This window comes from Nonlabens sp. SCSIO 43208 (genome assembly GCF_050703575.1).
Classification (GTDB): domain Bacteria; phylum Bacteroidota; class Bacteroidia; order Flavobacteriales; family Flavobacteriaceae; genus Nonlabens; species Nonlabens tegetincola.
On sequence record NZ_CP065365.1, the window covers coordinates 933558 to 947639 of the forward strand.

A 14082-nucleotide genomic window follows, 5' to 3' on the forward strand; every position below is an offset into this window, starting at 1 on the left:
ATTAAGAATTAGGTAATGGCGGTGGTGTAGTTCCTCCTAAAAAGACTTTTAATTCATCAATGTCCTTAAGAGCTTTCCAACCGTCTAATCCAGCACGCCATATTAAGGTTTCTTTGTTTACGGTTCTTCCTGCAAATAAAGCTCTTAATTGTTCAAAAGGCACAGGTCCAGCTTGTGCGCCGTTGAGTGCATAAAAATATTGAACAGCCTGCGGTAATGGTGGTGGCGCCATAGGCGCTGATTGAGTTTGAGGTGCGGCTGCTGTTCCAGCTGTTGGATTCATCATGCCGCCCATTTGTTGGGCTAGAACAAATCCCATTCCCATTCCCATTCCGGCACCAGCAGTTCCTCCTTCATTTGCTGCTGCCGCTTCGATTGCCTTGGCCGTTTTGAATTTTGTAAGCTTGTCTAGGTCTAACTTATCAATACGACTGTACTCAAAAATCTCTTTTTTAAGATCTTCTGGCATCGATACATTTTCAATGTAAAAACGCTCTAGTGAAATACCTACGCCCAAAAATTCAGGCTGCATTACTTCCTTGCAGGTTTCAGAAAGTTCTGATGTATTTGCAGCGTATAGTTCAATAGGTAAATTAGCTTCTCCTACAGTGTCAGTAAAACGTGTGGCGATCAGACTTTTTAAGTGTTCATTAATCTCAAAGTTGGTAAAGTTGTTATCAGTCCCTACAATGTCAATGATAAACTTACCTGGATCATTAATTTTAAATGCATAAGTACCAAAGGCTCTTATTTCAACTAATCCAAATCTATCGTCGCTTAAGGTAATTGGGTTTTTAGTTCCCCATTTTTCATCAGTGAATAAGTGCGTGTTTACAAAGTAAACCTCTGCTTTAAAGGGCGAATTAAAACCGTATTTCCATCCTTTTAAAGTTGAAAGGATAGGTAGGTTTTGAGTAGTCAGGTCGTACGTTCCTGGTGTAAATACATCTGCAAGCTGTCCTTCATTTACAAAAACCGCAGCTTGTCCTTCACGTACGATTAGTTTGGCGCCGTTTTTTATTTCGTTTTGATAGCGTTCAAAACGGTGTGCAATAGTATCGTCGGTATAATCTAGCCACTCAACAATGTCAATAAATTCGTGGCTTAATTTCTCTTTTATTTTATCAAAAATACTCATGGTGGTAGCTTTTTATTATAGCGTAGTGAAGTTAGTAAAATTTACGCTTTCGCGAAAGCATAAACTATAACAACCTTTTAGGGGAATTAAATGTGATGAATCCACAAATTATCCTAACCTCAAATATTAACTACTACCATACAAATAAGATGAGTAAAAGCCTTATTTTCGTGTCATTAACCACCAACCATGAAAAAACTTATTCTACTCTTCTCTTGTCTTTTTATAGGATTCTTATCAACTGCCCAGACTCCTGATGATTTTGTGTTTACTGTTGATATGAACTCTAATTTTTTATATTCCTTAAATATTACTGGAACTGGTTCTGTAAATGTTGATTGGGGAGATGGTACTAGTGACACCTATACTGACCCTTCGAATTTGAACATAGCTCATGTTTATTCCTCCTCAACGATTTACACGATTATTGTAAGCAACTCTATAGAATCTTTCAAATTCAATAATGATATCCCCTTAGAAATAACTCAATGGGGAACTTCACAATGGCAAACTATGAACAGTGCATTCCAAGATTGCGAAAATTTGATTATATCAGCTACAGACTTACCTAATTTATCGCAAGTGAATGACATGACAAATATGTTTTCTGGTACAAGTAATTTTAATTCTGACATTTCTGGTTGGGATGTTTCAAATGTTACTAACATGAATTCTATGTTTATGAATGCCTTTAACTTTAATTCTGATTTATCTAATTGGAATGTTTCTAATGTTACAGATATGTCCTTTATGTTCGATGGAGCATCTAGTTTCAATTCTAATATATCTATGTGGAATGTAGGAAATGTTACTACCATGTCAAATATGTTTAATATGGCAGGGTTATTTAACTCTGACATATCAAATTGGGATGTGTCAAATGTTACAGATATGTCTGAAATGTTCAACGCGGGTGCGTCTGTAAATCCCATATCAAATTTCAATTCAGACATATCAAATTGGAACGTATCGAATGTTACCAACATGTCCAATATGTTCAGAAGTGCTGTATCTTTTAATTCTAGCCTCTCTAATTGGGATGTTTCAAGCGTAAATGATATGTCATCTATGTTTAGCAGGGCAAGTATTTTTAATGCCGACCTTTCCAATTGGAATGTTTCTAATGTGGTAGACATGTCTGGGATGTTTCAAGGTGCAGAATTGTTTAATTCTGATATATCAAATTGGGATGTTTCAAGCGTAAATGATATGTCATCTATGTTTAGCAGGGCAAGTATTTTTAATGCTGATCTTTCCAATTGGAATGTCTCTAATGTAACAAATATGGTTGCAATGTTTTCTCAGGCATCAAATTTTAATTCAAATATTTCGAATTGGAATGTTTCAAATGTGGTAGATATGTCAGGGATGTTCTTCGATACTGATTTTTTTAATCAAGATTTATCTGGTTGGGATGTTTCAAACGTTATCGATATGAACGCAATGTTTTCAGATTCTATTAGATTCAATTCCGATATTTCATCATGGAATGTTTCCAATGTGACAGATATGAATAGTATGTTTGAAAACGCAAGCAGCTTTAATCAACCTTTAAACAATTGGGATGTTTCTAATGTCACTGATATGAATAGTATGTTTTTAAATGCGATTAGTTTTAATCAACCACTAGGCAGTTGGGATATTTCCAATGTTAATGAAATGTTAGCAATGTTTTCTGGAGCATCTAGTTTTAATCAAGATTTATCTTTTTGGAATTTTACTGGTTCGGGCTTCTTTTACTTAGGCGCAGCTTTCAATAATTCTGGTTTAAGTGTTGAAAATTATGATCGCCTTCTTAGTAGACTCGTGAACTTAAATTTAATGAACACAAATTTAGGTGCACAAGGACTTGAATATTGTGATAGTTTTTCCCGAAACATACTTTTGCAACGAGGTTTTACCATCACAAATGATACCTTATCTAGTAATTGCGCGGATAATGTTTTATTTGGAAAAATTACTTTCGATTTTGACAACAATGGCTGTGATCCAAATGATCTAATTGCATCAAATACAGGTTTAAGTATTTCTAATGGAAATGCTATTCTCTATTTATATACTGATGCTACTGGTAATTATTCAATTACATTACCAGATGACACCTACACTGTAACTCCAATAATCGATACAAATCTATACACCGCAACACCAGCAAACGCAACATTCACAGCAGCTAATCAAAACACAACCACACAAGATTTTTGTCTCACTGCAACCACACCTACAAATGATTTAGAAATTACTATCCTACCGCTAGAAGAAGGACGTCCTGGTTTTGATACGAATTATAAGTTGGTGTATAAAAACAAGGGAAACACCCAATTATCAGGTAATATCGCATTTACTTATGATGATGATTTTATGGATTTTGTCAATGCAAATCCTGCGGTAGCTACAAGTAGTGTTGGTAATCTCAACTGGAGTTTTTCAAATCTTGATCCATTTGAAACTAGAGAGATTGATTTTACAATCAATATGAATACGCCAACGGATCCCAGCTTTCCATTGAACAGTAATGACATTTTAAACTTCACCGCATCCATAACGCCTAGTGTAAATGATGCCACGCCTATGGATAATGTCTTTGATTTAGATCAAACAGTAGTCAACTCATACGATCCCAATGACAAAACTTGCTTACAAGGTGATACTATTGAACCTGGTATGGTAGGTGAGTACGTGCATTATCGTATACGTTTTGAAAATGAAGGTACGGCAAGTGCTATTAACGTGCGTATCGTAGATTATATTGATACTTCTGTATTTGATATTAGTACGTTTACGCCTTTAAGTGGTAGTCACGATTATGTGGCCCAAATCACCGAAGGTAACAAGGTGGAGTTTATTTTTGATAACATCAACTTGCCTAATACAGCACCAGCCAGTCAGGGTTATGTATTGTTTAAGATTAAAACTGTGAGCAGCTTAGTTTTGGGAGATACCTTTTCAAACCAAGCTGGTATTTATTTTGACTTCAATTTTCCGATTATTACCAACCTAGAAACCACTACAGTCGCAATGCCATTGAGCAATAGCGACGTTACCACAATGACAATGAGTTTGTATCCTAATCCTGCTCATGACTCGGTTACCATGACTAGTAACGTGCAATTTGATTCCTACAGCATTTATGATTTACGTGGTGTGTTAATTAGCTCATATACAATGTATCAATCTGATTACCAAGATCAGATCGATGTGAGTTCTCTAGCATCAGGAATGTACATGATTCAAGTTAACAGTGAACACGGCAGTGTAACGCAAAGATTGATTGTGAATTAATTACGTGAATGCGTTTCTAAAATACTAAAGATAAAGTATTTGGGTTTAGACTGGAAGTCTATTTCAGGAATGGTATTTATAATCTTATGTATTTCGCAAAGGAATAAAAGGGTCCTGAACATAGGTTTTTACTTTGAATTACTTCACTAATTGAAGTCGATTCAATTGAACAAGCATGGAATCAATAAACTCGCGTTGTTCGAGCTGTGATTTGTTAGCAATTTTAATCGTATATACCTCGTTAAAGCTTGTTTGATCAGTAAGGGAGCTGTCTATAATAACATTAAGGTTATCTACTAATCTAGACATAGGCCAGTCCTTCATCACTAACGAATCGCCGGTCAGTTTTAAAGAGGCTTTACCATATAAACCTAGTCCATTTCCTCCTTCAATATATCCTTCTAAACTTGGAGTTTTAACTTCTACACGTTTAAAGTCAGTGGAGCAGGAAGTTAAACCAATAAAAAAGAGGAATAAGAGTAAGAAGTTTTTTAAGTTCATGAGGCAATAGCTTTGGGTAAATATAGTTATTAAACGTTATTTAATGAGGTGCTAGTATAGGGAGCTTTTTTGATTATCCTATATTTGTACTAGAAGAACAAAATGGCAAAAAGAAAAAAGAAAAAAGGGAACGAATTCTCTAGAAAAAAGAGTAGATGGACCAGTCACTATCGTATGGTAGTGCTCAATGATGACACCTTTGAAGAACGTTTTTCTTTAAAGCTGAATAGGTTAAACGTTTTCTTTATCACTGCCATAAGTGCATTATTGCTTATTGTTTTGACCACTTTACTCATCGCTTTTACGCCTTTAAGAGAGTATATTCCAGGTTATTCTAATGCCAAAACTAAAAGTACGGCAGTTCAATTGACAAAGGAAACCGATTCATTAAGACAAGTGCTGGCGACGAAAGACGAGCAGTATAACCGAATAAAAAAAATTCTTCTAGGTGACTTAACTTTTGAAGAATATGAAAGTACCACTGCAGAAGATTCTACCACAACAATACAAGCCGTACCAGATTTGTCACCTAGTGAGCAAGAAAATGAATTGCGCGATGAGGTTGCAAAAGTTGACCGATACAATATATTAAACGATGCGAGTGTGCGTACTGAATTTGTTCTGTTTACACCTGTATCAGGATCATTAACAGGATCATTCAATCCAGAAGAAGATCACTATGCTGTCGATATCGCAGCGTCTGTAGGAACTCCTATAAAAGCTGCAGCAGATGGAACTGTAATTTTTTCTGGGTGGACAGTGGAAACTGGTTATACGGTGATTATAGAACACGCATTTGGTTTAATAACGGTATATAAACATGCTGGTGAACTTCTCAAACAACAAAATGATCGAGTAGAATCAGGTGAAGTTATCGCTAGCATAGGTAACACTGGTGAACTTACTACTGGACCTCATTTACACTTTGAAATATGGAGCGATGGTTACCCATTAGATCCAAGTAACTTTATTAGCTTTAAATAATGTCGTTAAAGTCCTTTGCAGCATGCATATTTGCTAAGTTTATCGATCGTAAAACTCGCAAGTGGAGTGAAAATCCAATTGAAACTCAAAACAAAGTTTTCAAGCATCTATTGGAAACTGCTTCTTCGACTGATTTTGGAAACGATCATAATTTCAAATCCATAAAAACACATCAAGAATTTACAAAACAAGTGCCTGTACGTGATTACGAGGATTTAAGGCCTTATGTGGATAGAGTGGTTGATGGAGAAAGCGATGTTTTATGGCCAGGTAAACCTCTTTATTATGCCAAAACATCTGGAACAACGAGCGGAGCCAAATATATTCCTATTACCAAAGAGAGCATGCCTGAACATATAAAAGCAGCACGCAATGCTATTTTGAGCTACATAAATGAGACTGGTAATAGTCATTTTGTGGATGGAAAAATGATATTCCTACAAGGAAGTCCAGAAATGGAGGATAAAAATGGTGTTCAACTTGGTCGATTGAGCGGTATTGTAGCGCATTATGTACCTGGATATCTTCAGCGCAATAGAATGCCTTCTTGGGAAACGAATTGTATCGAGGATTGGGAAACCAAAGTCGAGGCTATTATCGATGAAACTTTACCTGAAGACATGAGTGTGATTTCAGGAATTCCCAGTTGGGTACAAATGTATTTTGAACGAATCGTACAGCGCACGGGAAAGCCTGTAGGTGAAGTATTTCCTAACTTCAATTTGTTTATTTACGGTGGTGTAAATTTTGAACCTTATAAGGCTAGATTTGAACAACTTATAGGCAGGCAGGTGGATAGTATTGAGCTTTTTCCTGCAAGTGAAGGCTTTTTTGCATATCAAGATACTAGAAATGAAAAAGGTATGCTATTGCTGCTAGATGCTGGTATCTTTTATGAGTTTATTCCTGCAGATCAGTTTTATGATAAAAATCCTCCTAGACTTACCATTGCAGATGTGGAAGTAGGTGTGAATTATGTGATGATTATTTCTACTACTGCTGGATTATGGGCTTATAACATTGGTGATACAATTGCGTTTACTTCAGTTCAACCTTACAGAGTAGTTGTTACAGGTAGAATAAAACATTATATAAGTGCCAGCGGTGAGCACGTAATAGGAAAAGAGGTTGAACAGGCAATGAAAGAAGCTTGTGATGTTCAAGAGGTTATAATCAACGAATTTACTGTTGCACCTCAGTTAAACCCAAATGATGGTGAATTACCATACCACGAATGGTTCATAGAATTCGATCAAAACATGTCTTTTGACAAGAAAAAATTTAGTGCAGATTTAGATCAAGCGCTACGTAATCAAAATAGTTATTACGACGATCTCATAGTAGGTAAGGTTTTACAACCGTTAAAAATAACAACCGTTCCTAAGGATGGATTTAAATCCTACATGAAAACTATTGGTAAATTAGGTGGGCAAAACAAATTACCGCGATTGTCTAATGATAGAAAAATTGCAAGCTTTTTGGAAAGTTTAAGTTAGCCTATATCATTCCTTCCAAAATTAAAACGAACTCTCCTTTGTTTTTTTTAGATTGAAAGTGTGAAATTGCTTCCTGTACTGTTCCTCTAAAATGCTCCTCAAACATTTTAGAAATTTCTCTTGAAACACTTATTTTACGATCAGCTCCCATGTGTTCCATAAAGTCATTTAATGTTTTCCCTAGCTTGTGTGGTGATTCATAGAATATAATGCTGCGCGTTTCTTCTTTTAAAAACAACAACCTTTTTTGTCGCCCTTTTTTAACGGGAAGAAAACCTTCAAATACAAATTTGTCACTAGGTAATCCAGATACGGTTAGGGCTGGCACAAAAGCTGTTGCTCCTGGTAATGCTTGAACTTCTATATTTGATTCAATAGCCTTGCGAGTAAGCAGGTATCCTGGGTCGCTTATTCCTGGAGAACCAGCATCGGTTATTAAGGCCATACTAGTCCCTGCAGCAATTCGTTCTATTATAGAATCACTTATTTTATGTTCATTATGCATGTGATAAGACTGCATAGGAGTATTTATGCTGTAGTGCTGTAGTAATTTTCCGCTAGTACGAGTATCCTCTGCTAGAATCAAGTCAACTTCATTTAGCACATTAATAGCTCTAAATGTGATGTCTTCTAGGTTCCCTATAGGTGTAGGTACAAGATACAATTTCATAATGTGTTACTTAAGAAATTCAAAGATAGTTATATACTTCTCATACTAATAAATACGATGAGCTTCTTCTATCTTTGCATCATGACAAAAGATGAGCTACTAATAAAGAGATGGAAAACGACTGAGAGTTTTTTTCAGGAGCGTTTCGGTGATGGAGAAGAGCTAGATCTAGATGCTATTCTATTTGTTATCGGCGTTCAAGAGTTAGGTCAATTACATAGAAAATTTAAAAAAGATGAAAAATTACAGCTCATGCATATAGCTATATGTAGATTGCTTGAACCATATGGGTATTATGAATTCTCTCATTTTGATGAGGATAAATGGCCGCATTATCTTCTTAAAGAAAAATTGCCACCATTAAAGGCTGGTGAGCAATCTCTACTTATGAAGGAAGCAATTGTGAATTATATGCTAGAAACTGGGGTAATAGACTAATACAGTAACCTTATTAATTTTTTATTTAACAGGATAAATTGTTTAGGTATCTAATTGTTTTTCTCGTTTATCTATATCCATTTCAAAAACAAAATCTTAACGAACTTTTTGCAAGGAAAAGGCCAGTATTTCTACTTAATGCAACGTAAAGTCTAATTTACTTAATTAAGATTCAATCCAAATAAGAGTTTTTAACTCGGCTTGCAATTATAACGATTGAATTCTATCAATTGAGAGGTTATCTTTGCGTGAAATTAAAAATTTATACATGAGCGCATTAGTAAAATCATCACTAGCAAGAAAATGGGTGATGGCATTATCAGGGCTATTTTTAGTAGTGTTTTTAACGCAGCATTTTGTTATTAATATCACGTCGGTAATTGCACCAGATACTTTTAACGAATGGTCACATTTTATGGGTTATAATCCATTAGTGCAATATGTTTTGCAGCCAGTTTTAATTGCTGGTATTATCATTCACTTTGTTATGGGTATTGTGTTAGAAATTCAAAATAATAAGGCAAGACCAATAAAATATAAAAGCAGCCCAGGAAATGCTAATGCAAGCTGGGTTTCTCGTAATATGATCATCACAGGACTTGTTGTTCTAGCATTTATGGGATTACATATGTATGACTTTTGGGTTCATGAAATGGCTTATAAATATGTTGAGGTGAATCCTGAAGACCCAACAAGATATTATGAAGAAACTGTAGAAAAATTTGCTCCTATCTGGAGAGTAGTTCTATATGTTATTGCTTTTGTACTCCTAGCAATGCATTTATGGCACGGTTTCAATAGCTCTTTCCAATCTATGGGAGCAAAGAGTGTAAATAAAGGAGAAGGCTTAAAGAAATTTACTAAGGTTTGGAGTATTCTAATACCAGCAGGATTTATCTTTATAGCATTGTTTCACCATCTAAATCATACAAACTAATTATGTCTGTATTAGATTCAAAAGTACCATCAGGACCACTTGCAGATAAGTGGACGAAACACAAGAATACTATCAATCTAGTAAACCCAGCAAACAAGCGTTTAATTGACGTAATTGTTGTAGGGACAGGTCTAGCAGGTGGTAGCGCAGCGGCTACTCTTGCAGAGCTAGGTTATAATGTAAAGACATTTTGTTATAACGACTCGCCACGTCGTGCGCACTCTATTGCTGCACAAGGTGGTATCAATGCTGCCAAGAACTATCAAGGAGATGGAGATTCAAATTTCCGACTATTCTACGATACCATTAAAGGTGGAGATTACAGATCTCGTGAGGCAAATGTTCACCGATTAGCAGAAGTTTCTGGAAATATTATTGACCAGTGCGTTGCTCAAGGTGTTCCTTTTGCTCGTGAATATGGAGGATTGTTGGACAATAGATCTTTTGGTGGTGTTTTAGTTTCTAGAACATTCTATGCTGCAGGACAAACAGGACAACAATTGCTGTTAGGAGCTTACTCTGCTCTTAACAGACAAATCAATAGAGGTAAAGTACAACCATTCAACCGTCACGAGATGTTAGATCTTGTGGTAGTAGATGGAAAAGCAAGAGGAATTATTGCTCGTAACTTAGTTACAGGTGAGATTGAAAGACATGGAGCTCATGCAGTGGTAATTGCTTCTGGAGGATATGGTAATGTATTCTTCCTTTCTACAAATGCGATGGGTAGTAATGTTATGGCTGCTTGGAGAACGCACCGTCGTGGAGCTTTCTTTGCAAATCCATGTTTTACACAAATTCACCCTACTTGTATACCAGTGAGTGGTGAACACCAGTCTAAATTAACTCTAATGTCCGAATCGCTGCGTAATGATGGGCGTATTTGGGTTCCTAAGGATCTAGAAGATGCAAAAGCTATTAGAGAAGGTAGGTTAAGAGGTGTTGATTTACCAGAGGAGAAAAGAGATTACTACCTAGAAAGAAGATATCCAGCATTCGGTAACCTTGTACCGCGTGATGTTGCGTCTCGTGCTGCAAAAGAGCGATGCGATGCAGGATATGGTGTAAATAAAACAGGTAATGCTGTTTATCTAGATTTTGCAGCTTCATTCTTACGATATGGTAAGATAGAAGCCTTAACTAGTGGTAAGAAAAACGCAACCGAAGAGGAAATGATTGCTTTAGGTAAAAAAGTAATCGAGAAAAAGTACGGTAACTTATTTGACATGTATCGTAATATTACCGATGACAATCCTTATGAGGTTCCTATGAAAATATTCCCAGCTGTACACTATACAATGGGTGGATTATGGGTAGATTATAATTTACAAACAACAGTGCCAGGTTGTTTTGCAGCAGGTGAGGCAAATTTCTCTGACCATGGTGCAAATAGATTAGGAGCAAGTGCCTTGATGCAAGGACTGGCCGATGGTTACTTTGTGTTACCATACACAATAGGAGATTACCTGTCAAATGAAATTCGTACAGGTGAAATTTCTACGGATACGCCAGAATTTGACGAGGCAGAAAAGGATGTGCGCAATCGTATTTCTAAACTTATGAATGGTTCCGGTAAACATTCAGTAGATTATTACCACAAGAAGCTAGGTCTTATTATGTGGAATAAATGTGGTATGTCTAGAAATGAGAAAGAGCTTAAGGAAGCGATGGATGAAATCGCTGAGTTAAGAGCGGATTTCTGGCAAAACGTACGTGTTCCTGGTAGTGCCGACACTAAAAACCAGGAGCTTGAAAAAGCTGGTCGTGTAGCTGATTTCCTAGAGTTAGGAGAGCTGTTTGCCAAAGATGCTCTAGACCGTAATGAAAGTTGTGGTGGTCACTTCCGTGAGGAGTATCAAACAGAAGAAGGTGAGGCATTGCGTGACGATGAAAACTACACTTATGTAAGTGCTTGGGAATACAATGAAAACCCACGTGAGGCAAAACTTCACAAGGAGAATCTTGTTTTTGAAAATGTAGAATTGAAAACGAGATCTTATAAATAATTGAATTTTAAATGTTGCGCTTTCGCGAAAGCGTAATCTATAAAATATAGAAAGTATGAAACTTACTTTAAAAATCTGGAGACAAGAAAACGCAAATGCCAAGGGTAAAATGGTTACCTACCAGTTAGATGGTGTAGATGGTGATATGTCGTTTCTCGAAATGATGGATATCCTTAACGAGGATCTTAATAACAAAGGTGAAGAGCCAGTAGAATTTGATCATGACTGCCGCGAAGGTATTTGTGGTGCATGTTCAATGGTGATAAACGGTCAACCGCACGGTCCTCAAAAATTGACAACAACGTGTCAATTACACATGAGAAAGTTCAATGATGGTGATACCATTACTATTGAGCCTTGGAGAGCAGCAGCCTTTCCGGTAATTAAGGATTTAATGGTAGATCGTTCAGCTTTTGATAGAATACAGCAAGCTGGTGGATACATATCGGTTAACACATCTGGTAACACGCAAGATGCAAACGCTATTCCAGTTGAGAAAGAAAATGCCGATGAGGCGTTCTATAGTGCAACTTGTATAGGTTGTGGAGCTTGTGTAGCAGCTTGTAAAAATGCAAGTGCGATGTTATTTACAAGTGCTAAGATTTCTCAATATGCATTATTACCACAAGGTCAGGTAGAAGCTACTACCCGTGTTGAAAATATGGTACGTCAAATGGATCTTGAAGGATTTGGTAACTGTACCAATACAGGTGCATGTATGGTAGAATGTCCAAAGGGTATTAAATTAGAAAATATCGCACGTATGAATCGTGAGTATCTTAAGGCTGAAACTATAGGATAACACACAATTTAAATAGAACTTAAACCTCTCTTGCTTATTTTTAACAAGAGAGGTTTTTTTATTTACTTATTTATGATCAATTCCAAATTACCACATGTTTCTACGACCATATTTACCGTGATGAGTGATCTGGCACGAGAGCATGGCGCAATTAATCTATCACAAGGTTTTCCTAGCTTTTCAACAGATGATCACTTAAAATCATTAATCAAAAATGCGATTACTAATGACCACAATCAATATGCACCCATGCAGGGTTTGTTGTCAATTAGAGTTTCCTTAAGTAATTTGATTCACAATTGCTATGGAGCTATCTATCGACCAGATGATGAAATTTGTATTACTGCAGGAGCTACCCAAGCTATATTTACAGCGATACAAGCGATAGTTCATCCTGGAGATGAAGTTATCTTCTTTACACCAGCCTATGATTGCTATGAACCAGCCATTCAATTAGCTGGTGGTATACCTGTACCTATAAGCATGGATGTGCAAAACTTTACGATAGATTGGGATCTTGTGAAGCAAAAAATCTCGAATAAAACGGTGGCTATTATAATAAATACACCACATAATCCTAGTGGAACCGTTATGAATAGGGAAGATATGCTTTGCTTGCAAAAACTGGTGGTAGACCATGGATTAATTTGTATAAGTGATGAGGTTTACGAGCATATAGTTTTTGACGATAATAAACATATGAGTGCCGCAAGTTTTAAAGGTCTAAAAGAGCGTAGTTTTATAATTGGTAGTTTTGGAAAAACCTATCACATAACAGGTTGGAAAACCGGTTATTGTGTCGCGAGTAAAGTTCTAATGAAAGAATTTTTAAAGGTTCATCAATACCTAGTGTTTTGTGTAAATCATCCCATTCAAGTTGCCCTTGCTGAGTATTTGAAAACACCAAACCATTATTTAGAGTTAGGGGCTTTTTATCAACGTAAAAGAGATTTATTTTTAAGTTTACTTAAAGATAGTGTATTTAAATTCACGCCTGCTCAAGGATCGTATTTTCAGTTATTGGATTATTCATCATTAACTAATGAGTATGACGTTAGTTTTGCAAAAAGATTAACGATTGAAAATAAAATTGCCTCAATTCCTATTTCGGTATTTATGAGTAATGATAATACGAAGAAACTTAGATTTTGTTTTGCTAAAAAGGATGATGAGCTTATTCAAGCAGCAAATATCTTAAAAGCACTTTAGTAAAATTTGGCTAGATTTATGTAGTCGTTTGTAAAAAGATTAAAAATGAAATGGATGGTTTTAATGATTGCATTAACACTTGTTAATTGTAAATCAAAAGAAGGAGTAGAAACTATGAATGCAAAAAACAATGAAAATACAATATCTGTACAGCAATGGAGCGGTGGCGCGCCAGGTTCTGGATCAGGATATTTAATTGATTTTGAAAAAGCATTCTTTGATGCAAAACCTAGTAAAGTATATTTCAAGGGTTCTTGGACCGATAAGGTATCCATCCATCCAGATAAACCTAACTGGTATAGGGTGAGACTCAATAATCAAAAAGGAGACGTGGTAATGCATTCAGATTCTTCAAAAGAGGTTGTAAATGAAATACCTTTCCCTGAAAACGCCGTGCGTAAAGTAGATGACGGTGATATGGCTGTTCTAATTGGTGATCTATGGATTATTGTAAACAATGTTCCTGTCAAAGAGCCGCTCTTTTATCCCAGCGCACCACCTAGGCAGCAGTAAAAGTTGATAATTAAGTACGCTTTCGCGAAAGCGTATTCACACTCACTTTAGAAGAATATTTTTATCGCATTATTCTTGGAAAATATTGTGCGACAATCTGTTAATT

12 protein-coding genes are annotated in these 14082 nt (G+C 36.1%); 9 read left to right on the forward strand and 3 right to left on the reverse strand.

Features of this window, described 5'->3' with window-relative positions; genetic code table 11:
• Window position 1: 1 nt before the first annotated feature.
• The gene (locus tag I5168_RS04500; RefSeq protein ID WP_431472543.1) at window positions 2–1138 is read right to left on the reverse strand and encodes an SPFH domain-containing protein; all 1137 of its coding nucleotides are present in this window, start codon (window positions 1136–1138) and stop codon (window positions 2–4) included.
• A 189-nt stretch (window positions 1139–1327) separates the two neighbouring features.
• Here I5168_RS04500 and I5168_RS04505 point away from each other — a divergent pair, with 189 nt between their 5' ends.
• Complete coding sequence (locus I5168_RS04505) at window positions 1328–4420, forward strand: BspA family leucine-rich repeat surface protein (protein WP_431472544.1); 3093 nt, start codon at window positions 1328–1330, stop codon at window positions 4418–4420.
• Window positions 4421–4558: 138 nt separating this feature from the next.
• On the opposite strand, the gene I5168_RS04510 is transcribed toward I5168_RS04505, so the two are convergent.
• The gene (locus I5168_RS04510) at window positions 4559–4921 is read right to left on the reverse strand and encodes a hypothetical protein (RefSeq protein ID WP_431472545.1); all 363 of its coding nucleotides are present in this window, start codon (window positions 4919–4921) and stop codon (window positions 4559–4561) included.
• A gap of 102 nt (window positions 4922–5023) precedes the next feature.
• Here I5168_RS04510 and I5168_RS04515 point away from each other — a divergent pair, with 102 nt between their 5' ends.
• Both I5168_RS04515 and I5168_RS04520 read left to right on the forward strand, forming a co-directional pair.
• On the forward strand, window positions 5024–5905 hold the full coding sequence (locus tag I5168_RS04515) for a M23 family metallopeptidase (RefSeq protein ID WP_167342693.1): 882 nt from the start codon (window positions 5024–5026) through the stop codon (window positions 5903–5905).
• A complete protein-coding gene (locus I5168_RS04520; protein WP_431472546.1) occupies window positions 5905–7401 on the forward strand; it encodes a GH3 auxin-responsive promoter family protein in 1497 nt (498 codons plus the stop codon). The genes I5168_RS04515 and I5168_RS04520 overlap by 1 nt, the downstream gene beginning before the upstream one ends.
• Window position 7402: 1 nt before the next feature.
• Here I5168_RS04520 and rsmI read toward each other — a convergent pair whose 3' ends face one another.
• On the reverse strand, window positions 7403–8071 hold the full coding sequence (rsmI, locus tag I5168_RS04525; protein WP_085775376.1) for a 16S rRNA (cytidine(1402)-2'-O)-methyltransferase: 669 nt from the start codon (window positions 8069–8071) through the stop codon (window positions 7403–7405).
• 81 nt (window positions 8072–8152) lie between these two features.
• Here rsmI and I5168_RS04530 point away from each other — a divergent pair, with 81 nt between their 5' ends.
• The 6 genes from I5168_RS04530 (at window position 8153) to I5168_RS04555 (ending at window position 13976) form a co-directional block, all read left to right on the forward strand.
• Window positions 8153–8509, forward strand: coding sequence for a hypothetical protein (locus tag I5168_RS04530; protein WP_060523586.1), 357 nt, complete (start codon window positions 8153–8155; stop codon window positions 8507–8509).
• A gap of 268 nt (window positions 8510–8777) precedes the next feature.
• Entirely contained in the window at window positions 8778–9446 is a 669-nt protein-coding gene (locus tag I5168_RS04535) for a succinate dehydrogenase cytochrome b subunit (RefSeq protein WP_060523587.1), read from the forward strand.
• Between the two features lie 2 nt (window positions 9447–9448).
• Window positions 9449–11452 carry a fumarate reductase/succinate dehydrogenase flavoprotein subunit gene (locus I5168_RS04540; RefSeq protein WP_060523588.1) on the forward strand — a complete coding sequence of 668 codons (2004 nt, stop codon included), beginning with the start codon at window positions 9449–9451 and terminating at the stop codon, window positions 11450–11452.
• A gap of 55 nt (window positions 11453–11507) precedes the next feature.
• Window positions 11508–12254: a succinate dehydrogenase/fumarate reductase iron-sulfur subunit gene (locus tag I5168_RS04545; protein ID WP_431472547.1), complete on the forward strand. Its 747-nt coding sequence runs from the start codon at window positions 11508–11510 to the stop codon at window positions 12252–12254.
• Window positions 12255–12326: 72 nt separating this feature from the next.
• On the forward strand, window positions 12327–13463 hold the full coding sequence (locus I5168_RS04550) for a methionine aminotransferase (protein WP_431472548.1): 1137 nt from the start codon (window positions 12327–12329) through the stop codon (window positions 13461–13463).
• Window positions 13464–13508: 45 nt separating this feature from the next.
• Window positions 13509–13976 carry a hypothetical protein gene (locus I5168_RS04555; protein ID WP_431472549.1) on the forward strand — a complete coding sequence of 156 codons (468 nt, stop codon included), beginning with the start codon at window positions 13509–13511 and terminating at the stop codon, window positions 13974–13976.
• Window positions 13977–14082: the final 106 nt, after the last annotated feature.